Below are 22,581 nucleotides of genomic sequence, written 5' to 3'. Positions count from 1 at the left end.
CGTTGGGTCGGATGTGCCGTTGACTGATGCGCAGTGGGCGCGGATCGAGCCGTTACTCCCGGTCCGGACGCCGAGGTGTGGGGCCGATGGAGAGACCACCGTGAAGTAATCGACGCGATCGCCTGGAAGTTCCAGACCGGATCACAGTGGGTCCACTTGCCGGAGAAGTACGGCAACTGGCGGGGCGTCTACAACCGGCTGCGGATGTGGGCCATCGACGGCACTTGGGAGCGGATGTTCACTGCGCTCATCGCGCAGGCCGACGCCGAAAAGGACCTCAACTGGGCCGTCTCGGTGGACTCCACCATCGTGCGCGCACACCAGCACGCGGCCGGGGCCCGAAAAAAGGGGCCCCGACTGGCGAGCCGGACGAGCATGCCATCAGCCGGTCCCGCGGCGGCCTGACCACGAAGATCCATCTCGCATCCGATACCCACTGCCGGTCCTGGCCTTCCACCTCACCGCAGGACAGGCCGGCGACGCGCCCGCCTTCGCGCACGTGATGGTCCTCCTGCGCGTTCCTAACTCGACGTTCATCAATTCGACGTGCAGTATTCCGTAACCCGTAATCCGTAATTCCAGATTCGTTACCCATAGTCGGTTAATGGCTATGGGTAACGGACTCCGTAATAGCCCGCATAAACGCGTACTCGAAAAAATTTCACGGAGTCGCACAACCATTCACTGGTGCCCCACGTCTGATCAGTGGAGTCAGCAGACTCCAGAGACTGACTGGATCGGGCGCCGCGGAAGCATGCAACAGAGCTGTCCCGTGCGCCCCTTTTTCAGACGTGGGGAAACACATGCGCATTCGTGCCTCTGTCGCAGCAGTGACAGGCGCTCTGGCCCTCTCCGCCCTCGCCGTCCCGGCGGCGCAGGCGGATGACAGCAACACCGTCTCCTCGTTCACGCAGAACGTCGAGACCAACGCGGCGGTCGACCCGGCCGACGACGTCAGCGGAGACACCACGATCTCGAACGTGGTCGTAAACGGCGGCAAGGCCGTCGTCATGGGTGCGACCACGAAGAAGACCTTCACGGTCAGCTTCACCGCCACGGACGACTCGGGCATCGAGTGGGCGACCGCGGTGCTGTGGCACGGTTCGACCTTCGACAACCTCGACGGCGGCGTGGTGCCCAACGAGGACGAGGCCGTCTGCACCAAGGTCAACGACACGACCTCCACCTGCAAGCACACCTTCACTGTCGACGCCAACTACGACCTGCTGAACAAGCTGGCCGGCGGCTGGAAGGTCTGGGCAATCGCTCAGGGCACGGACGCTGACTACGTCCAGAAGGACAACGCCAAGGGCTTCAGCCTGCAGCGCATGTCGAAGCTGACGGTCAACGCGTCCCCGGAGCCGGTGGTGAAGGGCAAGACCATCACGGTCACCGGCGCGCTGACCCGTGCCGACTGGGAGTCGAACAAGTACGTGGGCCTCAGCGGCCAGTCGGTGGTGCTGCAGTTCCGCAAGGCGGGCACCACCAACTACACCAACGTCAAGGCCATCAAGTCGACCACGGGCGGCGCGCTCAAGACCACGGTCACGGCGTCCGCCGACGGCTATTACCGCTTCACCTACGTGGGTATCGCGTCCACCGCGCCGGTCAGCGCCGCGGGTGACTACGTCGACGTGAAGTAAGCCGACGTGAAGTAGCCCATAGCCCCGTAGACGCGGGGCCCGTAACGGATTAACGGATTTACGCGGGAAAGCGGCGGTCGACCCACCTCCACACGAGCTCCAGGGTGGCCGCCGCCACCACGGCGATACCTACCGCGCCCCACGGCATCGTCACCCCGACCAGCTTCAGCGCGAAGAAGTCCTGAAGCCAGGGCACGGCGAGCACCAGCAGGAGCGCCACGCCCATCGCGGCGACGAGGCAGATTCGCCACCAGGTGTACGGCCGGGCGATGATCACGAGCAATGCGCGTCCGGGGACTCCTCGGTTGGCGTCACCACCTCGGCCGTGACCGTCATCGACTCGGACACCTGGGCGGTTGCCGTCAGATGGCGACGCCGACCCCGAGGTTCACCGAGTGCTGACCGAGAAGGTCTTCCCCCGCCAGGCCGACGTCACCACCATCGACGCCTGGATCTCCGACCTCACCTGACGCCCCGCTACCCACAGGACTGCGAAGAGCCGGACGCGTCCACCCAGCACCAGGATCGACGCACCCCGGCGTCGTTCGCTGTCCGCAGCGCTCCGGCGGAATTCCTGGCCCCCGTCCTTCGGGCGAACCTAATTCGCTGTGACGTGATGAGGAACGTCCGTAGGGTCCGTGCATGGCAGACGAGAGTGCGCGGGCCGTTCAAGCGGCCGTTGAGGCGGAGATGCGGCTTCTCGACCCTGCCGTGCGTGCTTCGCCATCCCTGGTCTCGGAGCTCCTGGACCCGGAGTTCCTCGAGATCGGAGCGTCGGGGCGGCGCTGGGACGCGACGTCGATTCTCACGGTGACGAGTGACGGTTCGGTGGTCCCTGAAGCTCCGGTCAAGGTCAGCGAGATGTCGGGGGCCGTACTCGCTCCCGGCATCGTTCATCTGACGTACTTCGCCGATCACAGCGGGCGCCGAGCATGGCGGAGCTCCGTGTGGCGTCTGACGGAAGTGGGCTGGCGCATGTACTTCCACCAGGGCACTTTGACGAGCTGAACAATCAGTGGCCGCGACCTTGGGGGCGAGGCGGTCAGCTGGATGCCGAATGCGCGGCCGGGCGATGCGACACCACCTGCGCCGCGTCCGGATCCTCCTCGCCCGCCTTCGCCGGCATGAGCCGTCCCGGCAGCGAGGAGAACGCGGCCAGGGAGAACAGGTGCAGCGAGCCCACGTCTGCTGCCCGGCACCGGCCGGCGTGAACCCGGCATCGAGGATGACGAAGTCCAGGCCGGGACGGCGCACGTGGTACCCGGCGGGGTGCCCGGACTGGCCGCCGCCGATCAGTACGGCATGGGTCCCCGCGTCATGCGGCGGGCTGCTCGGCGGCGTCCCGCCCTGGCATGAAGATGAGCGCCACCAGCGCCAGCCCCACCACCGCGCCGACGAACTGCACGCCGACGAAGCCCGCGACAGATCTCGGTGCGATGCCCGCGAAGGTGTCGGTGAAGGCGCGGCCGATCGTCACCGCCGGATTGGCGAAGGACGTCGAGGACGTGAACCAGTAGGCGGCGCCGATGTACGAGGCGACGGCCACGGGGGCAAAGCGCAGGCGGTCGATGCGGGCCAGGCCGAAGATCAACAGGATCAGTCCGGCGGTGGCGACGACTTCGCCCAGCAGCAGGTGCCCGGCCGAGCGGTCGTGCGTGGACCACTTCACCAGCGGCTCGCCGAACATCGCATCGGCCAGTACGGCGCCCGCGATCGCGCCGACGATCTGCGCGGGGACGTACACGACCGCCTCCCGAAGGGTGACCCCGGCGCCGCCGCGCCGGGCGGTCCACCACTCGGCCAGCGTGACGGCGGGGTTGAAGTGCGCGCCGGAGACGGGGCCGAGCAGGGTGATCAGGACGCCGAGCCCGAAGACGGTGGCCAGGGAGTTGGCCAGCAGTTGGAGGCCGACGTCGTGGGTCAGCTCGGTGGCCTGGATGCCGGAGCCGACCACGACCGCCACCAGGGCCGCCGTGCCGAACAGTTCGGCGGCGGCCTTGGCGACCAGCGGGGAACGGGGCGGGGTGGCGCCCGGCGCAGGCTGCGGCTCGGCCACTATGGGGGACCCCGTGGCGGACTCGTGGGTGGCGGTCAACAAGGACTCCTCGGTGCTGTCGCCTCGGGCGACGGGGATCAGGGGCAGGACCGCTTGACATTGCTCTCGGCGGTGGCGCGCGCGGCTTCTGCGAGGTCGGCGAACTGGCCGGCGAGGGAGGCGATGACATCAGGCTTGAGCCGGTAGTAGGTGAACCGGCCGCATGGCTCCGTCTCGACCACGCCCGCCTCCCGCAGCACCTTCAGGTGGTTGGAGAGGTTGGTCTGCTTGGCACCCGTCTCCTCGACCAGGTGCGTGGTGCAGAGCGTCTCCTGGGCGAGCAGGGTCACGATCCGGAGCCTGAGCGGGTCGGCCAGAACCCGGATCAGGTCAGTGTCGACTGACGTCATCATGGGCTGATACTTTCACATCACTCCGAGCTGATACCAGCCCGGCCTGAACCCTTGGACCCGCACCCCAGCGAGGGGGATCGTCATGGCTTCACCCCCCGTTCTGCCCGAAACACCTCGCGGGCGGAGCAGCCCACCGGCCGTGGCTACCTCTACCGGCCCGTCGCCGACCCGGAGGGTGCCCCGATCGCCGTCATACGCCGCATCCGCGACGAGATCGACACCCACATCACCGATCTGCTCGACTCCCTGCCGAGCGCCTGAACCTCCGTCCCGCACTGCCGACTGAACCACCCGATCCACACAGTGAAGGAAGAACCGATGTCCTCCAGCCCGCTCGCATCCGTGCTCTTCGTCTGCGTCCACAACGCCGGGCGCTCGCAGATGGCCGCCGGATTCCTCAACCACCTCGCGGGCGACCGGATCGAGGTCCGCTCCGCCGGTTCCATCCCGGGTGACCAGGTCAACCCGTCCGCGGTCGAGGCGATGAAGGAACTCGGCATCGACATCTCCGACCAGAAGCCGAAGATCCTCACCACTGAGGCCGTGCAGGTGTCCGACTACGTGATCACGATGGGCTGCGGCGACGCCTGCCCGATCTTCCCCGGCAAGAAGTACCTCGACTGGGCGTTGGAGGACCCGGCAGGCAAGGGCGTCGAGTCCGTCCGTCCGATCCGCGACGAGATCAAGACCCGCATCCATGCCCTGATCGCCGAGATCGACGCCAAGCGGTAGGCGTCACCGCGGGGAGGACCGCCCCCGCGCCGCCCGTGACGGACCACCACCCGCGCCGGCTCCAAGCCGCGCGCGAGAAGCGCTCGGCGGGAGCGGGCACAAACGGAGCCTTCACCGGCCACCGCGCCTACTCGTTCAGGGAACTTCGCAGTGGTCCATGAGCCGTACCAGTCCAGCCAGGCGGCAAGACCTGGCTGGTAACTTGACCCTATGACGGTGGCATTGATCGACTCAGGGCTTGGCCTCCTTTCCACTACAGGCTGGCTTCGGCACCTCGCCCCGGAACTCGATCTGCTTCTGCTTCTGGACCCCGACGGCGCCCCCTGGGGATCGAGAACAGCCTCCTTCGTCACGGACCGTCTGTTCACCGCCGCTCAACTGGCCGTCCAGCGGGGCGCGGAGGCCATCGTGGTCCCCTGCAACACCGCCACCGTCACCGCGATCGACGCTCTGCGCGAGAGGTTCGAACCGCACGTACCCGTGATCGGAACCGTGCCCGCCGTGAAATCGGCCGCAGCAACAGGCCAAGGCATCGCCGTGTGGGCAACCGTCCGGACCACGTCGAGTGACTACCAGGATCGCCTGATCGCGGACTACGCGAACGGCCGGCCTGTCGCGCGTGTCGCATGCCCCGGCCTGGCCGAGGCGATCGACCACGGCGACATAGCCGCAGCAACGGAAGCGATCGCCGACGCGGCCGAGCGAACCCCCCAAAATTGCGACTCCGTGGTGCTGGGATGCACGCACTATCCCTTGGTGGCGCCAGAGATTCTGCAGCGCCTGCCCGCCGGAACCACCCTGTACGACAGCGCGGAGGCGGTCGCCCGCCAAACACTGCGGCGATTGAACCGAACCAGGAAGTTGCACAGCACCATGGGCTCCATCGACGTGGTACTCAGCGGTCGCCGCGGAAACCTCCCGGCAGGCGCCCACGCCCACCCAGTGGGCCGCGCCCTTGCCGCAGCAGGGCGGGTACCCCGCGAAATTCTCATCTCCGCCGCAACTCGCTCCCCGACGGCTGCACCGGCGATCTGAGCAAGCCCCAGATCCTCTGCACCTTCTCGGCCAGGCGTACAGCCACTCCGTTCGAGGCAGGGTTCGGCAGCGGCGAGTTCGCCATCCAGCAGGAGGACGCGGGCCCAGGCGAGGAGATCGATCGCCGCGAGGCTGAGTTCCAGCCAGGTGGCGTTGATGGTGATGTGGCGGGAGAGGAAGCGGCCGAAGCCGGTGCTCCTGCCGCACCGGATGTGGTCCTCGCCGGTGGCGTGTCCGCGGTGGCGGACCTCCAGGAACTGCGCGAAGCCGCCGCCGGGGTAAGGGGTATCCGTAAGGAATACCTGGTGCCGCAGGCCCTCGTCGTGATCGAACAAGGACAGCTGTGCTCCAGGGTGCGGACGCTCTCGGCGCACGATGATGCGGGTGCCGATCGGGTAGCCGGCAAGGTCGACCAGGCCGGTCAGCTCGGCGACCTCGGCGCCGTCGCGCAGTGTCCCGTTCTGATCCGGGTCAGGGTGCCAGACCTGCTCGGGCAGGGTCCGGATCGCGTGGCGGACCGGCTCAGTGACCGCGTATCACCGCGGTGCGTGCTCTCGGCGTGCCGGCCGGAAGTCCTCGTACTGTACGTACTTGGGCTTTCGACCGGTGCTGCGAAGGGGGTATCTCCCTGCTCGAGCGAAGCCGAGAGCTTGGGGGCGCGTGCCGGGCGTCGCGACGGGGCGAACGTAGCCTGTCGGGGCACTAGCGTGTGGCGAGCCGCTCCAGCAGGGCGGCGCTCCGTGCCAGCAACGCCCGCTCCTCATCCGTGAGTTCGGCCTCGATGGCCTGCGCGAGCCAACCGACCCTGCGGCCGCGCTCCGCTTCGAGCGCGGCCCGCCCCGCGTCCGACAGCTCGACCAGCGACTTGCGGCCGTCCGTGGGGTGCGCCCGGCGCGTGATCAGGTTCTGTTCCATGAGCAGCCCCACCGCCCGGGCCATCGACTGGGGGCGTACGCGCTGATCGGCGGCGAGGTCGCTGGTGGTCATGGCGCCGTCGCGGTCGAGTGCACCGAGCACGGCGACCTGGCCCAGCGGGATGCGGTCCTCATGTTTGACGCGTCGGGTGAGCTTGCCCATCGCAGTGCGCAGTTCGGCGGCGATGGCGGCGGCTTCCGAGGTGGGCATAGGGCACTTTACCCCGTTGGTCAGCAAAGCTGTACACCTGACCTGCACAGCAATGCTGTACAGCACAACTGGACAGCATTGCTGTAGGGTTTGACCTTGTCGGGCTCAGCGCCAGCGCTGTCGCAGCCGGGGCCACGGCACACGACAACGGGAAGGAACTCCCATGTCCACAAAGGCAGTCGGAACCGTCAACGCCGCCATCGAGACCGTCACCGCCCGCCGGATCATCGACAGCCGGGGCAACCCCACGGTCGAGGTCGACGTCGTCCTGTCGGACGGGTCCCTGGGGCGCGCGGCTGTCCCCTCCGGCGCCTCCACCGGTGCCCGAGAGGCCGTGGAACTGCGCGACGGAGATTCCGCGCGCTGGCACGGCAAGGGCGTCGACCGCGCGGTGGCCCACGTCAACGGGGAGATCGCGGCGTCCGTGCGCGGCCGGGACGCGGTGGACCAGGCGGGTCTCGACGCCGCGCTGATCGCCCTCGACGGCACCGCCACGAAGTCTCGGCTCGGCGCCAACGCGATCCTCGGCGTCTCCCTCGCCGCCGCCAAGGCCACCGCGGCGGCCCACCGCCAGCCCCTCTACCGCTACCTCGGCGGCGCCGACGCCCACCTCCTGCCGCTGCCGATGATGAACATCGTCAACGGCGGCGCCCACGCCGACAATCCGCTGGATTTCCAGGAGTTCATGATCGCGCCCGTGGGCGCCGACACCTTCGCCGAAGCCGTCCGCATGGGCAGCGAGGTCTTCCACACCCTGCGCCGCGATCTGCTGGCCGCCGGGCACTCCACGGGCGTCGGCGACGAGGGTGGCTTCGCGCCCGCGCTGCGTACCGCTGAGGAGGCGCTCGACTTCGTGATGACCGCCATCGAGCGCACCGGCTACCACCCCGGCACGGACATCGGCCTGGTCATGGACCCGGCGTCGTCGGAGTTCTTCCGCGACGGGGTGTACGACTACGCGGGCGAGGGGGTGCGCCGCACCCCCTCCGAGCACGCCGACTACCTGGCCAAGCTCATCGACGGCTACCCGGTCGTCTCCATCGAGGACCCGATGGCGGAGAACGACCTGGACGGCTGGCGCGAGCTGACCGCCCGCGTCGGCGACCGCTGTCAGCTCACCGGCGACGACGTGTTCTGCACCAACGACACGCTGCTGCGCGAGGGCATCCGCACCGGCGTCGGCAACTCGGTCCTGGTCAAGGTCAATCAGATCGGGACCCTGACCGAGGCGCTGGCCGCGGTGGCCACGGCCCACCAGGCGGGCTGGACGGCTGTCATGTCGCACCGCTCGGGCGAGACGGAGGACACCACCATCGCGGATCTGGCGGTGGCGACCGGCTGCGGTCAGATCAAGACCGGCTCACTCTCCCGCTCCGACCGCACGGCGAAATACAACCAACTGATCCGGATCGAAGAAGAGTTGGGCGACTCGGCGCGCTTCGCGGGCCGCTCCGCACTGCGTCGGGCGTGAACAGCCGGCAGAGGTAGCGGCCACGCGGGCCTGGCTGATCTCGGAGCGTCAGCGCAGTGCAACCTCGCCCGCGCGGACAGCACGCATGGCGCGCTCGACAGTCTCCTGATTCTCGCCGACCGGAGCCACGTAGTCGATGACGTCTCGCGCGGCGTCCTCGCCGAGCATTCGGCTGATCACCCACGTGGCGAGGTACTGGGACGCCAGGCAACCGCCCGCCGTAGCGATGTTCCCCTCGGCGTGGAACGGCGCGTCCAGCACGGTGACGTCGCAGGCTTCGACAAAGGGCCGGCTCTTCATGTCCGTGCAAGCCGGCATGCCATCCAGCAACCCGAGCCGGGCGAGCACCAGCGCGCCGGAGCACTGCGCACCGATCAGCTGTCGCGAAGGGGCGAGCAGCAGCCTGGAGATCAGCCGGTCGTCGGCGACCACCTCTCGCGCCTTCACCCCGCTACCGATCAGAACGACGTCGGCTTCGGTCACAAACTCCATCGGGCGCTGCCCGGTCACCTCGACGCCGTTCATCGACGTGACCACTGGCGTCGGCGTCGTAATGAAGGCTTCCAAGCCGTCCTTTCGACACCGGTTGATGAGCGCGGAAGCGATGAAACTGTCGAGCTCGTTGAATCCGTCGAAGGTGACCACGGCTACCTGCATCACAACTCCTTCAAGTGCGGCATCAGATGTCGAGTCTCCTTGGCGCGCCGTTCCGGGGCGAGAGCCAATCAGCGGCTGGTGGCATGCCTACCGCCACTCGCGCTTCGAGCTCCGAGCCTGTCGGCCTCATGGCCGCGGCGACCGCCCTGATCTCGCTCGACCACCGTCGGCACCGCCGCGCCGGTCTCGACCGCCGCACCGCCTTGCTCGCCGAGATCGCCGATGCCGTCCCGGCGTCCGTGCGCAAGTTGACCGCCCACGAGTTCTTCCTCTCCACCAGCTTCCTGCACCGGGTGACCCGCCGCGGCCCGCACGGCGTACGCGACGGCAACCTGCCTGTCCCCTACGCCCCGGGTCAGACGACGGTCATGTACGGCTTCCTCTTACGGCGTCGCCGATATGGCCGTGGCCGGGCAGACGACGGTCACCGTCGAGCTCACCGAGCCGGTGCAGTACATACGCGCCCAGGGCAAACCCGCCGAGGCCCGCGCCTTCCGCTTCTACGCCGACGACCCCGCGTCCGCCGTCGCCAAGCTGAAGGCGAGCGATCCGTCCGCCGGTACGAACCGGACCGGCGACACCCTCGGCCCCTACTCGGTCAGCCGCACCCGCAGTCGGTGACCGAGCGGCAGCCCAGGTCCCTCCTGCGCGGTGTCGCCCCGGCCGATCACCGCAGCTCGTAGAGCTGGACGCTGCCGCGGGGCGCCGTACAGCCGCCGATGTCGACGAGACGGCCGCCGAAGACGGCACCTTCCGCCTGGAAAAGAGGCTGAGCGGCGAAGACCGGCGCGGGCTGACCGCGCTGTTCTGGACCAACCGCTCGCCGACCACCGGATACAGGGCCCGGCGTACGAACTGGGTGTGAGCTGCAGCGCGACGGATGGTCGAGGCAGGACGGCGGAAACGGCGGGCGGCCACCCACCTGGTGCGGGACGGTAGGAGCAGGAAGCCGACCCCGGTGGTGACCGCAACGGTTGCGGCGGTAGAGGGCCCACCCTGCTTCGACGCACGGTGTCAGGACGGTGTGTGCGGGTTCGCCTCGTCGGCAGCGGCCGGGCGCGCTGCGAGTTGGGGCGCGGTCATGTCCAGCAGGAGCATGGCGTCGTAGTCGGGGGTGCCGGGTTCGGCGAGGTAGACACCGAGGCGCTGGCCCGGGGTGCCCTCCAGCTGCATGGACTGGGCTGCGAGCGTGATCGTGCCGACGTGCGGGTGGTGGAACGTCTTGTGCGCCGGCTTGCGACCGGTGACGTCGTATCGCTCCCACAGCTTGGCGAAGTCGGGGCTCTTGAGCAGGAGTTCACCGACGAGAGCGGTCAGGTCGGGGGCGTCGGGCGCGGTTCCGGCCAGGGCGCGCAGGCGGGCGACGCAGGCGCGGACCTGCTTGTCCCAGTCGGGGAACAGGCCGCGGGCCGTGGGGTGCAGGAAGAAGTAGCGGGCGAGGTTCCGCTGCTTGGCGGGCCAGTCTTCCAGCCCCGCATACAGGGCCAGCCCTCCGGGGTTCCAGGCGAGCAGGTCCATGCTGCGGCTGATGATGTACGCCGGGCTCGGACGCAGCGTCTCCAGCAGCAGCTTCAGGTGAGGGCGCACGGTGCGGCTCGGTGCGGGCGGCGGCTCGGGCGCGTAGCGGGCGGCGCGGGCGGCCAGCTCCCGCAGATGGTGGTGCTGCTGGTCGTCCAGCTGCAGGGCGCGGGCGAGGGCGTCGAGCACGGAGGGGCTGGGGCGGGTCTCCTTGCCACGCTCGAGGCGGACGTAGTAGTCGATGCTGATGCCCGCCAGGGTGGCCAGCTCCTCGCGGCGCAGACCCGGGGTGCGACGCAGGCCCGCGCCGACGGTGAGGCCAACCTGGTCGGGCGTGGTCTGGGTGCGGCGGGCGCGCAAAAACCGGCCCAGCTCGGAGCCGCCGTCGCTGCTGCTGCTGCTGTCCTCGGATGCCATGTACTTCAGTCTCACACCCTCTGACCTGTATGGCAGGCGTGCTGAGGGGCCCTGTTATTGCCCCTGAACGCCATTCCCCGGCATAACCCGGCCTGCCTGTCCGGCGCGCGGGGCGGCACGGTGGATGACGTCGCCACTTCACCCCCTTCCAGTAGGAGAGCCCCCCGTGTACACCACCTGCACAACGCCCCTCCCAGGGGCGGAACAGGCCACAGCAACGCCTCGTCCAGGCTCTGCTGTGGCGCTGGGGGCCGCGCTGCTGGGGTTCTTCGTCATCACGCTGGACGCCTTGGTCGTCAACGTGGCGCTGCCGTCGATCCGAAACAGTCTGGGCGGCGGCAACACAGGGCTGCAGTGGGTGATCGATGGCTACACGCTGATGTTCGCCGCTCTGCTGCTGTCGGCAGGCTCGCTGACCGACCGGCTCGGGGCCCGCTGCACCTTCGCCGTGGGCCTGGCCGTGTTCGTGGCTGCCTCTGCCGTCTGCGGACTGGCGCCGAATCTGGGGATGCTTGTCTCCGCGCGGCTGGTGCAGGGCGCCGGCGCCGCGGTGATCGTGCCGTCCTCTCTGGCACTGATTCGGGAGGCGTTCCCGGATGCGGGCGAGCGGGCGAAGGCGATCTCCGTGTGGGCGCTGGGTGGCTCCGTCGGCTCGGCGGCGGGTCCGGTCGCGGGTGGTTTCCTCAGTCAGGTCGATTGGAGGCTGATCTTCTTCGTCAACCTGCCCGTCGGCTTGATCGCACTGTTCCTCCTGGCGCGCACCCACCGCTCGCCGCCCTCGGGGCAGGCGCCGTTCGACTGGACGGGACAGCTCTCGGCGGTCGTCGCGATGGGCGCGCTGACGTTCGGGGCAATCAAGGCCGGCGCCGACGGCTTCACCGCACTGCAGGCGATCGTCTCGTTCGCAATGGCCGTGGTCGCCGCCGTGGTGTTCGTTGTGGCGCAGGTCCGCGGCCCGCATTCCGTGATCGGATTGACGCTGCTGCGCGAGCGCACCATGGTGGTCTCGGCCCCGATCGGCTTTGCGCTCAATACCGGCTTCTACGGCATGATCTTCCTGCTCAGTCTGTATCTGCAGCAGGCCAAGGGAATGTCCGCGCCGGCCACGGGGCTGGCGTTCGTGCCCATGACCCTGCTGACCGCGTTCATCAGCCCCACGGCGGCCTGGTTCGCTGCACGGTTCGGCCCCCACATGCCGGTGATCACCGGGCAGGTGGTCATGATGGCCGGCCTGACCCTGCTGGCGCTCGTGCCCGCCTCCGCGCCGACGTGGCTGCTGATCGCCGCGATGGTTCCGGTCGGTGCGGGTGGTTCGCTGGCTGTCCCCGCCTTGACTTCCCTGCTGCTCGACCAGGTGGCAGCCGGGCGGGCCGGCACGGCCGGCGGCGTGCTGAACACCTCCCGCCAGATCGGCGGAGCGCTCGCTGTTGCGGTCTTCGCTGCGCTTGTCGCCGACCATGACCACCTGGCAGCGGGGCTTGAGACCAGCCTGCTCATCGCCGCCGCAGCACTCCTGCTCACCACCGCGGCGAGCTTCCTGCTCGGCCCACCACCCGCTCGTGAACCCACAGACCACGCCGCCGGTGGCATCGAGCTGACCGGCGAGCAGATCGACAAGCTCAGCAGCCGGCCCCCGGTCGCCGGCGAGACCCACACGCAAGCCGGGCGGCAGTTGCTCGAACGCTGACCCGGCCACCACCCCGCACGCCTTCGTCCTTCGACCGGATGGCACCGGCCCGATGCCAGGACGTGCCCCGACAGTGCAGTACGAGGCCGAACCCCCCAGAAACGCCCCCTCTCCGCCGCGAACGGCGGAATCCTCCAGAGCAGGAGCACCTTCCATGCGTGCAGCAGTGATGTACGGAGCCGGAGACGTCCGGATCGAGGACCGTCCCGACCCGAAGATCCAGCAGCCCACCGACGCCGTCGTGCGCACCGTCCTGTCGTGCGTGTGCGGCAGCGACCTGTGGCCCTACAAGTCGATGCCCGCCACCGACACCGGCCGCCCCATGGGACACGAGTTCCTGGGCGTGGTGGAGGAGACCGGTGCACAGGTCACCTCCGTCAAGCCGGGAGACCTGGTCGTCAGCCCGTTCAAGTACTGCGACAACACCTGCGACTTCTGTGCCAGGGGCCTGCACATCTCGTGCCGTCATGGAGGCCGGTACGGCTTTGACAACGTGGATGGCGGCCAGGGCGAGACGGTGCGCGTCCCGCAGGCCGACGGCACCCTGGTCAAACTGCCCGTCGGCGCCGACTCTGCAATGCTGCCCTCGCTGCTGACGCTGTCGGACGTGATGGGCACCGGTCACCACGGCGCCGTCACGGCCGGCGTCAGCCACGGCGACTCCGTGCTGGTCATCGGAGACGGCGCGGTCGGCCTCTGCGCGGTCATCGCCGCCGGGCGGCTCGGTGCCGAGCAGATCATCCTCATGGGGCGGCACACCGACCGCACCGACCTGGGCCGCGAGTTCGGCGCTTCCGACGTCGTTGCCGAGCGCGGCGAAGAGGGCATTGCCCGCGTACGGGACCTGACCGGCGGCAACGGCGTCGAGAAGGTCATCGAGGCCGTCGGCACCCGCCAGACGCTGGAGACCGCTCTCGGCGCGGTCATCGACGGCGGCATCATCAGCCGCCTTGGCGTCCCACAGTACGAGGAAGGACCCGTCGGCCCATCCATGATCATGCGGAACATCACCCTCACAGGCGGTGCCAGCCCGGCCCGCGCCTACATCGACGAGCTGCTGCCGGACATCCTGGACGGCAGCATCCACCCCGGCCGCGTCTTCGACAGGAAGTTCTCCCTCGACCAGGTTCCGGACGCCTACCAGTCCATGGCCGACCGCCGCGTCCTCAAGGCCCTCATCACCCTCTGACCAGTACTGCCACCAGCGCGGTGCGGCCCCTGGGCGACCACTGACCGACCGGCCTCCGCCCGTATCCCATACGAAAGGGAAAATCCGATGCAGACCGTCACCTTGAACAACGGCGTCGAAATGCCGATCCTCGGCTTCGGCGTGTTCCAGATCCCGCCGGAGGAGACCGAGCAGGCCGTCACCCACGCCCTCGCGGCCGGCTACCGGCTGCTCGACACCGCCGCCGCGTACCAGAACGAGGAGGCCGTCGGCCGCGCGATCAAGAGCAGCGGCGTCCCGCGCGAAGAGCTGTTCGTCACCACCAAGTTGTGGATCCAGGACGCTCCTGCGCAGGGGAACACCAAGCGCGCCTTCGAGACATCGCTGAACAAGCTCGGCCTCGACTACCTCGACCTGTACCTGATGCACCAGCCCTACGGCGACGTGTACGGCCAGTGGCGCGCCATGCAGGACCTCCACCGCGAGGGCCGCATCAAAGCGATCGGCGTAGCCAACTTCTACCCCGACCGGCTCGTCGACCTCATCGTCAACAACGACGTCACGCCCGCGATCAACCAGATCGAGACCCACCCGTTTTTCCAGCGCACCGCCGACCAGGAGCTCATGTGCGAGCACGGGGTCCAGATCCAGTCGTGGGGCGGCTTCGCCGAAGGCCGCAACAATCTCTTCACTGACCCGGTCCTGAGTGAAATCGCCGAGCAGCACGGAAAGTCCGTGGCTCAGGTCGCGCTGCGCTGGCTGGTCCAGCGCGGCGTCGTCGCGATCCCCAAGTCGGTGCGCACTGAGCGCATGGCGGAGAACATCGACGTCTTCGACTTCGCACTCACCGACGACCAGATGGCGTCCATCGCCACCCTGGACACCGGCGGCTCGCTGTTCTTCGACCACCGCGACCCCGCCGTTGTCGGCCGGCTCGGCAAGCGGCGCCTGGCCAACTGACCGGTCGGGCACGTGGGCGCACGCACCACAGAGAGCTGCATTTCACCTCTCCGTAGCTTCGGGAGTGCAGGGCCCTGAGTCCCGTGGGTTCAGCGAAACTGAGGGTTCTTCGTCGGGAACCGACGGGTGTTCAGGCTTTCTGGAGGGTTTCGACCCGTGTGTTCTGGGTGAACTCAAGGTGCTGCCTCATCGGTTAAGGGTTTGAGCCGTGCATCACGCTGAACCTCTTCCCAGTAGTGGGCGGCGGCTGTGACGATCGCTTGAAAGTCGTGCAGCGACATGACTGCGACGTGGGGCGTGCGCGTCCCCACGGGCGGCTCGGCGGGCTCGCCGATCACGATCGCGTTCGTGCCGTGGACATACCCGCGGACCTGGCAATGGTCGAGGGACTCGGCGGCTCCCAGCAGCGACGGATCGTTTAGGGCGGCATCGGAGCGCAACACGGACAGCGTCGCGGCAGGGTCAGCGTCGGGCTGGGCCAGACGCGGGTCCTCAAGCCTGGCCATGTTCTGCAGTGTCAGCATCATCGAGCCGAGGATGCAGGGCTCTGAATCGCCCATGATGATCGAGTCCACGATGAGTTGGAAACGAAAGAAGCGCGCATCCCAGGGGTCACCTGCTGGGGTCAAGATCAGACCGAATCGGCCGTCGTCGGTTGAGATGCGCATGCCTATGACCTCTCGTGGTGTCAAGCCCCGGGTTTCTTAGACAGTGGGTTAGTTGGTTTTCAGCGACGGACTGGTTGCCGACGCCCACCACGCTCGTGCCGTTGCCGTCGAATCTTCTTGCGACAGAGCCATCTGGTGATCACTTGTGGAGTACGCTGCGACCTTGTCATGTTCAAGTGCACAGAGGACGGATTTCTGAGCAAGCGAAGAGTTGCCATCGCCCTGTCGGCAGTCGGAATCATCGCCCTCGTCGGTGCCGCGCCGGCCCTCGCCTATCAGACAGCAACACTGTCCGGCACCGGCCAGGCTCGCGTCTACGACAACTTGACCTCCAGCAGCGCCGTGGTGGGAGCCTGGGACAGTACTTCGGACTCCAACCCGGTTTACAGCACCTACTATCGGTCGGCGAGCTCCGGCACGGAGCGCAACGTGTGGAACAAGCTGGGCGCAGGTACCGAGGACTACTCGGGCACCGGAAGCTGGGTCATCAAGGCGAAGATCTGCGAATCCCAGATATCGCAGCCGGACGACTGCTCCGTGTACGTGGCCATGAGCCACTGACCGAGGCGTGCTGACGGGCTCCGCCGCAACGGCGGGCCCGTTCAAATCCTTTGCTCCCGTGACCCGGTGACGCGTAGGCGAGCGACCGGCTGAGAGAGACCGTGTGATGCAAGTGAACCCCGTGCTGGAAGTCCGGGACCTCTATTATTCCGTGGCCGGCCGGGCACTGCTCGACGGCGTGGACCTCACGCTCCCCGCCGGTCAGTCGCTGGCCGTCACCGGGCCCAGCGGGACGGGCAAGAGCACATTGCTCAACTGTGTGCTCGGGCTGATCCGATACGACCATGGTGAGGTCCGCATAGCCGGTCAGGACCTGGCCGGGCTCAAGCCGCGCAACCTGGCCAGGCACCGACGCGACACCATTGGCATGGTGTTCCAGTTCGGCGAACTGCTCCCGGAACTGACTCCCGTGGAGAACGTCGCGATGGCCGCACTCCTGGCCGGAGTGAAGCGAGCCGAAGCCTTCGACCGTGCACGCCAACTACTCGTTGACCTCGGCGTGCCTGTGGAGACGACCCCGACCGCAGAGCTGTCCGGTGGGGAACGGCAGCGGGCGGCAGTGGCGCGCGCCCTGGTGAACCAGCCTGCGCTGCTCCTGGCCGACGAGCCCACGGGATCGCTCGATACCCAGAACAGAGAGGCTGTCGCCGAGCTGCTGTTCTCCCTTCCCCGGAAATGGGGCTGTGCGGTCCTGGTGGTCACACACGACGAGTCGGTCGCAGCTCGCGCCGATCATTGTCTGGCCCTCCGTGAGGGGCAGCTCGTCACTCAGGGGGCACTTCTTTCCCGAGGTGCCCGATGAGCGCAGGGCGGTCGCTGAGCCGTCAGCTGTTGCGTATGGGGCGCGCCGCCGGGCATGGCTCTGCCGACGGCCGGGTCCGCTTCGTGGCTTTGACGATCGCCACGTGCGTGCTCGCCGTGACGTTGACTGCGATGATGGCTGCCCGGGCCACGTACCAGGAGCGGACGGATCGCGGGGCGGCACGCACGCCTGTGCTGCGTCTGCACGACGGCCAGGCCGCGGAAGAGGCGCCTCTGCGGATACAGCTGTACCTGGACGATGTTCACGACCGGCAGGTGGAGGTCGTCTACATCGAACCCATGAGCCCCGATGCTCCGCTGCCCCCAGGTGTCTCCCGCTGGCCGGGTCCGGGCGAAGCCGTGCTGTCGCCGTCGCTGGCCGCCGACGGGGTCGGAGACCGGTACGGACGAGTCGTCGGCAGCATCGTTCCGGAAGGGCTGGCCGGCCCGGGTGAGCGCTACGCTTACGCCCGGCCGGCGAACGGAACGCTCACTGCCGAGCACGCCCTGCTCGCCACCGGTTTCGGGTCCGAGGACGCGGGCGGATTCGGTGACCTGGCCACCGTGCGCCCCTTGTCCGTCTTCCTCAGCCTGCTGATCGCCATGCTCGGCCTTCCTGCCGGTCTGTTCGCCGTGGTGGCCACCCGGCTGGGAGCTGCGGGCCGCGACCGGCGTACCGCACTGCTCGGCGCGCTGGGCGGTGGACCCCGGCAACTGGCGTTGCTGAGCACGGGGGAAGCGGCTCCGGCTCTGCTGCTCGGCACCGTACTGACCGCGCCCGCGCTGGGAGCGGCCCTGGTCACCGATCTGAGGATTCCCTTCGTCGGCTATGTGCTGGCAGCGTCCGACATGCGATCCCACGCCTGGCAGCTGGTCCTCGCACTGATCGCGTCCCCCCTGCTGCTCGCCGCTCTGGTCGTTCTGATGCATCAGTGGGCGGGGCCCGGCCGGTCCACCAGACCGCGCAGCGCCGGTCGGGGGCGACTGGTGAAGGTCGCAGCCGGATCGTGCCCGGTGTTCCTGGGAATCCTGAGCTGGTCGCCCACGGCCTTCGCCACCTATGGAGCCACCCAATCCGTCGTACTCGTGTCTCTGCTCGGCACCGTCGGAGCCCTGGCCACCGTGCCCGCGGCCATCGCGCTGCTGCTGTCCGCAGCAGGCCGTGGTGTGACGCAACTCGGGCGCCGCCTGGGCTGGGCGGGGACCCTCCTCGCGGGCCGCTGGACCCAAGGACGCCCGGGTTACCTTTCGCGCCTGGTGGCGGGAGTGGTGATCGCGCTGGGGCTGCTGAGTGTGGTCCAGGTGTATCCGAGCATGCACAGTGCCTCTGTTCAAGGGGCGCTGGCCATGCGGGAGCGCTTCGGGTACAGCATCCTCACCGTACAGATGCCGCACGGTGCAGAGGACAGAACCGGAGCGTGGGTCGAGAAGCTGCCACCCGGAGCCGAGGTGGCGGTGCTCGACTCGACGCTCGGTCTGGCGAACGGAGCGGGCGAGGTGAAGGAGACCGAGGACGGGCCTGTCGAGGTCCGGCAGGCCGTCACGGTCCGCGGAAGCTGCGATGCTCTGCGCGGCCTGGGCCTGGTGTGCCCGGCCGGGCAACGTACTCGGGACGTCCCCCTCTCGGACGCCACGCCCGCCCTCCGTGCCCTGCTGCCGTCCTCCGTTGCACAGGTGGGTGTGAGCCGCGGTCCTCTCGCCACCCGTCAGGGCAACATGCTCGTCGTGTACTCGCCGCAGGGCCAAGCGCTTCCGCTGGGAACCCTCAAGCGCGACGCGCTCTCGATCCTGGGACCCGGTGCCCTCGTCGAGGGGGTGGGGCAGGGATGGATCGGAGGTGCGGCCCTGCTCTCCTCCCAGCTGCGGTGGGTGACACTTCTGGGAGTCGTGGGTGTGGGGCTGGTAGCACTGGCCGCCGCGTTGAACTGCCTTGCGGAGGTCCTGCGTTTCGCCCGCTCCATCGCCCCGGTTTCCGTGGTCAGCGGCAGTCGGCGTGTGTATGTGACCGTGGCCGCCTGGACGCTCGCCGTACCCCTGTGCGTCGCCGCCGCGCTGGGTGCGGTGAGCGCCGTCTGGGTCACCCTGCCCTACACGACACCGCCGAGAAACGGTGAGCTGCCTCCCCAGATGCTGACTGCGTCGGTAGCTACGCTGTGCGCCCTGGCCGTGCTTGTGGCCGGCCTGGCTGCCTTGAGCGCGGTACGGGAATCGAGGCACTGGCGTCCCCGGCACGACTGAACTGAATCTGTCGGGAATCTTGAGGTTGCGGTGTCAGCCGTCGGCCGTCGTCCGCCATGACTTCCGGCGGGTGATTTCACGCTGGTCCAGGTCCTGGAATGTCCATCCCCTGCGGATACCCCATGGCGGGCAGAGTGGGTCCCTCATTCGGCTGAGCCTGCCGGACCGGAAGGGGCCCAACCAAAATCGTACGGCCCGGCAGCCCCGGGTGGCCGGGCGGGCTCCGGGGCTGCCGGGCCGGGGTCGCGTGGTGCGGGCGAGGGGGGCGCAGGCCGTCGCACCACGCCTGCCTATCGGTTGGGCCACGGGCAGCGGCTTGTGAGCATGTTCCACTCCTGATCGGTCTGTCCGGGCACGACACGCCCGGCCGCCGTCCACCGGACCGCCAGCCCCGCGCAGATCGGCTCGTTAGCCGGGGGCGGAACGGCTTCACCCGGGTGGACGGCCAGGGCGGTGACGTAGACCGTGGCCCACCGCTCGTCGCGGTCCAAGGCTCGCGTGAGCTGCTTGACCACGCAGTCCGTGCAGCGGTGCTCGTCCTCGAACAGCTGGCCCCCTCACCGATCAACCGGGTGATCTCCCGGGCCGCCGGCAGGGGCAGGTCCGCCGCGAAGGCGTAGTCCACGCTCTGCTTCTCGATGCCCACGCCGGTCCAACGAACCGCCCGCGCGATGGTTGCCGGCCGCGGCGATCCGGTCGGCATACGTGCGGTACGCCTTGCGGGGCGAGGGCGGCGCACTGCTTGAGCGTGGCCCGGTGGAGCGCGAGCGGGGCGGTGACGCGCACCGAGTAGCCCCGCCCCCGGCGGATGGTCCTGCCACCGCGCAGCGCGTCGCGGATCTCGGCGGTCCCGGTGGCCTTGAGGTGCCCGTCAGCCCTTCGCGGGGCGCAGCTCGATCTCGTGGCGGTCGGTCGCGATGATGCCTGGCATGGGCAGGCCACTTCTCGTGTCCAGGTGCACAAGGGTCGCTTCGACCTCGGCCGGCCCCGGTGCCACCGGGGCTTCGTGCATGGGCTTGTCCTGGTTCACCCACGTGTGTTCGACGCCGTCGCACGTTGCTGCCGTGCCGCCGATGCCGTGCCGCACTTCGCCGGCCCGCACCGTGGAAGACACGAAGACCGGCCCGGGACCCGACAACGGCGAACAGCGATAGGTGCCGGAGAGGGTGACAGTTCCGTCCGTGGAGACCGTCCCGGTCGGGGCGGCGGACACTGCATGAACATCAGCGGCAGCGACCGGACCCGCGGTTGCTGTCAGAAGGGCGCCGCCAATAGCCACGACACCGGCGGCAACAAGACTTCCTCGCACTTGCTGATCTCCTTGATCGTAAGAACCTTCCTGCAGCTCAACGAGATGCCTCGGGGGCGGAAACGACGACCAGAACGCAATACGCCACCTGGCCGTAGCTGTACGAGACCAGGGCCGCCGTGCTCGGTGCCGAGGCGGGCGATCACTGGCTTCACACCGAGCGCCCAGACGAGACGGCGGTACTTGTCGTGGCCATAGCAGAGGTCACCGAGCAGGTAGTCGCCTCACGGAACTTGAGCCAGAACCGCCCGACGTGAACAAAGCCGGTGCCGGTCAGCTGCGGCGCCGACCCGGCATGCTCCAGCGGGGTTCGGGCCTGCCGTTGCAGCCTGCTTCTCGCATGCCGACCGCCGGATCTGGATCCTGGGCGTGACCGCTCACCCGTGCACGGCCCGGGTGGTCCAGGCCGTGAGAAAGGGGTGAGCTCGCCTGACCGGCAGAGGCCCCGCCGTATCCGCTAGGGCACTTCGGTCATGTTTGCGCCCTATCATCCGGGTAGGGCCGGTGCTGGCGGATCCCAGAGTCTGGAGCACCAACGGATAGCGTGCCGCCGACAGTCGGACGTCCGTGGTCGTGCCGAGGGGCACGAGCGGCATACGGGCGCATACGGTGCCGGGGCTGCGCCGACCGCGGTCGGCGCCCACCCCGCTTCAGCGCAGGAGGACGGCCATGCCCAGACACACGACTCGCCTGCGGCAACTGCTCAACGACCCGAGAATCCTGGTGGCTCCGGGAGCCTATGACGGAACCGGGGCCCGGCTGGTGGAGCGGCTCGGCTTCCAGGCGTTCTACCTCAGCGGATTCGAAACGGCTGCCAGCATCCTGGGGCAGCCCGACGTGGGTTATCTGTCGCACACACAAATGGTGGAACGTGTCACGGCCATGGCCGATGTGGTGGACCTGCCGCTGATCGCCGACGCCGACACCGGCTTCGGCAATCCGCTCAACGTCCGCCGCGCGGTCATCGCCTACGAACGGGCCGGCGCCGCGGCGATGCACATCGAGGACCAGACCTTCCCGAAGCGCTGCGGGCACATGCTGGGACGCGAGGTCGTCCCCGTCCACGAGATGGTCCAGAAGATCAAGGCAGCGGTCGACGCGCGGCAGGACCCCGACTTCGTCATCATTGCCCGCACCGACGCGCGGACGACACACGGGCTCGACGAGGCGATCGACCGGGGCGCCGCCTACCACGAGGCCGGCGCCGACATGCTGTTCATCGAATCCCCCGAGAGCGAGGAGGAGATGCGGCGGATCTGCAATGCGTTCCGCGGCACCGTCCCCCTTCTCAGTAACCAGGTCGAAGGCGGCCGGACGCCGACTCCTGGTGTCGGCGTCCTCCAGGACATGGGATACGCCCTCGCGATCTTCCCAGTGGGGACGGCATTCGCGGCCGCCAAGGGAATGCGGGACTACCTCGAGGTGCTCGCGACGGCAGGCGACACGCGAGGCGCACTCGGGAACCTGATCCAGTTCGAGGAGTTCACCGCGCTGATCGGTCTTGGCGAGCACACCGAACTCGAGCGGCGCTACCAGCCCGAACAGTAAGACTGTGTCCTGCACGGTGGTTGGTCGTCGAGAAATGCACGGGGAGCATTGGGTGGGGCCGGATCGTTCCCGACGGGTTGTGGGGGATCGCCACCCCGACGGTGCGTCGCGTGACAATCGGTGACCGCCCACTGAGCCAGAGCCCGACCATGCACGACGGCCCGAGGGCGTCGCTCTATCCTGCGGCGCCCAGAACACCTGAGCGGTGAAGAACGCCGGCAGTTCGCCATCCTCGACCAGTGCCCGGAACTCTCCGCCCCCACCGCCACGTCCGCACATTCGCCGAGATCCTTCAGGCCCACTCCGGCCAGCACCTCAAGGACTGGATCACCGCCACCCGCGCCGAAGACCTGCCGGGCCTGCACACGTTCACCACCGGCCTGGAGAAAGACTAGGACGTCGTCGTCCAGGGCCTGACCACTCGCTGGAACTCCGACCCGGTGGAAGGCCGGGTCAACCACATCAAGATGGTCACCCGCCAGATGTTCGGCCGCGCCAAACCCTTCAGTTGGAGATCGACTGGTCCGCTGTAGTTCGGTGAGGGTGAGGCGGTGGTCGTGCATCGGTGCTCGTGAGTGCCTTGTTGCGGTTGCGT

Annotated in this window: 23 protein-coding genes and 4 pseudogenes; 17 read left to right on the top strand and 10 right to left on the bottom strand. The window is 68.5% G+C overall.

Going from position 1 to position 22,581, the window contains the following annotated elements; translation table 11 throughout:
• Nucleotides 1–33 precede the first annotated feature (33 nt).
• Together ACWCP8_RS31880 and ACWCP8_RS31875 are read left to right on the top strand one after the other, a co-directional pair.
• Nucleotides 34–405, top strand: coding sequence for a transposase (locus ACWCP8_RS31880; RefSeq protein ID WP_451119640.1), 372 nt, complete (start codon nucleotides 34–36; stop codon nucleotides 403–405).
• A gap of 398 nt (nucleotides 406–803) precedes the next feature.
• Nucleotides 804–1,643, top strand: a complete 840-nt coding sequence (locus ACWCP8_RS31875) for a DUF5707 domain-containing protein (RefSeq protein WP_451119638.1) — start codon at nucleotides 804–806, stop codon at nucleotides 1,641–1,643.
• Between the two features lie 58 nt (nucleotides 1,644–1,701).
• On the opposite strand, the pseudogene ACWCP8_RS31870 reads toward ACWCP8_RS31875, so the two are convergent.
• Nucleotides 1,702–1,926: pseudogene (locus tag ACWCP8_RS31870) on the bottom strand (hypothetical protein); the annotation flags it as partial.
• 88 nt (nucleotides 1,927–2,014) lie between these two features.
• Between ACWCP8_RS31870 and ACWCP8_RS31865 the strand changes: the two are divergent.
• Both ACWCP8_RS31865 and ACWCP8_RS31860 read left to right on the top strand, forming a co-directional pair.
• Nucleotides 2,015–2,113 (top strand): annotated as a pseudogene (locus ACWCP8_RS31865) (cysteine hydrolase); the annotation flags it as partial.
• 172 nt (nucleotides 2,114–2,285) lie between these two features.
• On the top strand, nucleotides 2,286–2,651 hold the full coding sequence (locus ACWCP8_RS31860; protein ID WP_352269889.1) for a nuclear transport factor 2 family protein: 366 nt from the start codon (nucleotides 2,286–2,288) through the stop codon (nucleotides 2,649–2,651).
• A gap of 64 nt (nucleotides 2,652–2,715) precedes the next feature.
• On the opposite strand, the pseudogene ACWCP8_RS31855 reads toward ACWCP8_RS31860, so the two are convergent.
• The 3 genes and pseudogenes from ACWCP8_RS31855 to ACWCP8_RS31845 form a co-directional block, all read right to left on the bottom strand.
• Nucleotides 2,716–2,939 (bottom strand): annotated as a pseudogene (locus ACWCP8_RS31855) (pyridine nucleotide-disulfide oxidoreductase); the annotation flags it as partial.
• A 19-nt stretch (nucleotides 2,940–2,958) separates the two neighbouring features.
• Nucleotides 2,959–3,738 carry an aquaporin gene (locus ACWCP8_RS31850; RefSeq protein ID WP_382844154.1) on the bottom strand — a complete coding sequence of 260 codons (780 nt, stop codon included), beginning with the start codon at nucleotides 3,736–3,738 and terminating at the stop codon, nucleotides 2,959–2,961.
• Between the two features lie 38 nt (nucleotides 3,739–3,776).
• Nucleotides 3,777–4,091, bottom strand: coding sequence for an ArsR/SmtB family transcription factor (locus ACWCP8_RS31845; RefSeq protein ID WP_451119636.1), 315 nt, complete (start codon nucleotides 4,089–4,091; stop codon nucleotides 3,777–3,779).
• Between the two features lie 51 nt (nucleotides 4,092–4,142).
• On the opposite strand from ACWCP8_RS31845, the gene ACWCP8_RS31840 reads away from it, so the two are divergent.
• From ACWCP8_RS31840 to ACWCP8_RS31830, 3 genes are all read left to right on the top strand, one after another.
• On the top strand, nucleotides 4,143–4,352 hold the full coding sequence (locus tag ACWCP8_RS31840) for a hypothetical protein (protein WP_451119634.1): 210 nt from the start codon (nucleotides 4,143–4,145) through the stop codon (nucleotides 4,350–4,352).
• Between the two features lie 57 nt (nucleotides 4,353–4,409).
• Nucleotides 4,410–4,823 carry an arsenate reductase ArsC gene (locus tag ACWCP8_RS31835; RefSeq protein ID WP_352269894.1) on the top strand — a complete coding sequence of 138 codons (414 nt, stop codon included), beginning with the start codon at nucleotides 4,410–4,412 and terminating at the stop codon, nucleotides 4,821–4,823.
• 210 nt (nucleotides 4,824–5,033) lie between these two features.
• Nucleotides 5,034–5,858 carry a glutamate racemase gene (locus ACWCP8_RS31830; RefSeq protein ID WP_451119632.1) on the top strand — a complete coding sequence of 275 codons (825 nt, stop codon included), beginning with the start codon at nucleotides 5,034–5,036 and terminating at the stop codon, nucleotides 5,856–5,858.
• A 59-nt stretch (nucleotides 5,859–5,917) separates the two neighbouring features.
• Here ACWCP8_RS31830 and ACWCP8_RS31825 read toward each other — a convergent pair.
• Together ACWCP8_RS31825 and ACWCP8_RS31820 are read right to left on the bottom strand one after the other, a co-directional pair.
• A pseudogene (locus tag ACWCP8_RS31825) lies at nucleotides 5,918–6,391 on the bottom strand (IS1380 family transposase); the annotation flags it as partial.
• Between the two features lie 169 nt (nucleotides 6,392–6,560).
• The gene (locus ACWCP8_RS31820; protein WP_046930253.1) at nucleotides 6,561–6,983 is read right to left on the bottom strand and encodes a MarR family winged helix-turn-helix transcriptional regulator; all 423 of its coding nucleotides are present in this window, start codon (nucleotides 6,981–6,983) and stop codon (nucleotides 6,561–6,563) included.
• 163 nt (nucleotides 6,984–7,146) lie between these two features.
• Between ACWCP8_RS31820 and eno the strand changes: the two genes are divergently transcribed.
• The gene (gene eno, locus ACWCP8_RS31815; RefSeq protein WP_352269899.1) at nucleotides 7,147–8,454 is read left to right on the top strand and encodes a phosphopyruvate hydratase; all 1,308 of its coding nucleotides are present in this window, start codon (nucleotides 7,147–7,149) and stop codon (nucleotides 8,452–8,454) included.
• A 48-nt stretch (nucleotides 8,455–8,502) separates the two neighbouring features.
• On the opposite strand, the gene ACWCP8_RS31810 is transcribed toward eno, so the two are convergent.
• The gene (locus tag ACWCP8_RS31810; RefSeq protein ID WP_352269901.1) at nucleotides 8,503–9,111 is read right to left on the bottom strand and encodes a DJ-1/PfpI family protein; all 609 of its coding nucleotides are present in this window, start codon (nucleotides 9,109–9,111) and stop codon (nucleotides 8,503–8,505) included.
• Nucleotides 9,112–9,516: 405 nt separating this feature from the next.
• Between ACWCP8_RS31810 and ACWCP8_RS31805 the strand changes: the two genes are divergently transcribed.
• Nucleotides 9,517–9,732 (top strand): hypothetical protein, encoded by a 216-nt coding sequence (locus ACWCP8_RS31805; RefSeq protein ID WP_451119629.1) that lies wholly within the window; start codon nucleotides 9,517–9,519, stop codon nucleotides 9,730–9,732.
• Nucleotides 9,733–10,125: 393 nt separating this feature from the next.
• Here ACWCP8_RS31805 and ACWCP8_RS31800 read toward each other — a convergent pair whose 3' ends face one another.
• Complete coding sequence (locus tag ACWCP8_RS31800) at nucleotides 10,126–11,046, bottom strand: helix-turn-helix transcriptional regulator (RefSeq protein ID WP_451119627.1); 921 nt, start codon at nucleotides 11,044–11,046, stop codon at nucleotides 10,126–10,128.
• A 238-nt stretch (nucleotides 11,047–11,284) separates the two neighbouring features.
• Here ACWCP8_RS31800 and ACWCP8_RS31795 point away from each other — a divergent pair, with 238 nt between their 5' ends.
• From ACWCP8_RS31795 to ACWCP8_RS31785, 3 genes are all read left to right on the top strand, one after another.
• On the top strand, nucleotides 11,285–12,733 hold the full coding sequence (locus ACWCP8_RS31795) for an MFS transporter (protein WP_451119625.1): 1,449 nt from the start codon (nucleotides 11,285–11,287) through the stop codon (nucleotides 12,731–12,733).
• Nucleotides 12,734–12,887: 154 nt separating this feature from the next.
• Nucleotides 12,888–13,922 carry an alcohol dehydrogenase catalytic domain-containing protein gene (locus ACWCP8_RS31790; RefSeq protein WP_451119623.1) on the top strand — a complete coding sequence of 345 codons (1,035 nt, stop codon included), beginning with the start codon at nucleotides 12,888–12,890 and terminating at the stop codon, nucleotides 13,920–13,922.
• Between the two features lie 87 nt (nucleotides 13,923–14,009).
• Nucleotides 14,010–14,861: an aldo/keto reductase gene (locus ACWCP8_RS31785; protein ID WP_451119621.1), complete on the top strand. Its 852-nt coding sequence runs from the start codon at nucleotides 14,010–14,012 to the stop codon at nucleotides 14,859–14,861.
• A 173-nt stretch (nucleotides 14,862–15,034) separates the two neighbouring features.
• On the opposite strand, the gene ACWCP8_RS31780 is transcribed toward ACWCP8_RS31785, so the two are convergent.
• Complete coding sequence (locus ACWCP8_RS31780; protein ID WP_451119619.1) at nucleotides 15,035–15,529, bottom strand: hypothetical protein; 495 nt, start codon at nucleotides 15,527–15,529, stop codon at nucleotides 15,035–15,037.
• A 168-nt stretch (nucleotides 15,530–15,697) separates the two neighbouring features.
• On the opposite strand from ACWCP8_RS31780, the gene ACWCP8_RS31775 reads away from it, so the two are divergent.
• From ACWCP8_RS31775 to ACWCP8_RS31765, 3 genes are all read left to right on the top strand, one after another.
• On the top strand, nucleotides 15,698–16,090 hold the full coding sequence (locus ACWCP8_RS31775; RefSeq protein ID WP_451119617.1) for a hypothetical protein: 393 nt from the start codon (nucleotides 15,698–15,700) through the stop codon (nucleotides 16,088–16,090).
• 106 nt (nucleotides 16,091–16,196) lie between these two features.
• Entirely contained in the window at nucleotides 16,197–16,892 is a 696-nt protein-coding gene (locus tag ACWCP8_RS31770; protein WP_383922233.1) for an ABC transporter ATP-binding protein, read from the top strand.
• Nucleotides 16,889–19,129, top strand: coding sequence for a hypothetical protein (locus tag ACWCP8_RS31765; RefSeq protein ID WP_451119615.1), 2,241 nt, complete (start codon nucleotides 16,889–16,891; stop codon nucleotides 19,127–19,129). The genes ACWCP8_RS31770 and ACWCP8_RS31765 overlap by 4 nt, the downstream gene beginning before the upstream one ends.
• Before the next feature lie 871 nt (nucleotides 19,130–20,000).
• Here the strand turns inward: ACWCP8_RS31765 and ACWCP8_RS31760 are convergent.
• Nucleotides 20,001–20,342: a DUF6299 family protein gene (locus ACWCP8_RS31760; RefSeq protein ID WP_352269914.1), complete on the bottom strand. Its 342-nt coding sequence runs from the start codon at nucleotides 20,340–20,342 to the stop codon at nucleotides 20,001–20,003.
• Between the two features lie 765 nt (nucleotides 20,343–21,107).
• Between ACWCP8_RS31760 and ACWCP8_RS31755 the strand changes: the two genes are divergently transcribed.
• Together ACWCP8_RS31755 and ACWCP8_RS31750 are read left to right on the top strand one after the other, a co-directional pair.
• Nucleotides 21,108–21,986 carry an isocitrate lyase/PEP mutase family protein gene (locus ACWCP8_RS31755; protein ID WP_451119613.1) on the top strand — a complete coding sequence of 293 codons (879 nt, stop codon included), beginning with the start codon at nucleotides 21,108–21,110 and terminating at the stop codon, nucleotides 21,984–21,986.
• A 239-nt stretch (nucleotides 21,987–22,225) separates the two neighbouring features.
• On the top strand, nucleotides 22,226–22,381 hold the full coding sequence (locus ACWCP8_RS31750) for a hypothetical protein (protein WP_451119611.1): 156 nt from the start codon (nucleotides 22,226–22,228) through the stop codon (nucleotides 22,379–22,381).
• The last annotated feature ends 200 nt before the right edge of the window (nucleotides 22,382–22,581 follow it).

This window comes from Streptomyces sp. NPDC002206 (assembly GCF_053593595.1).
This window is presented reverse-complemented; position numbering and strand designations above follow the sequence as displayed.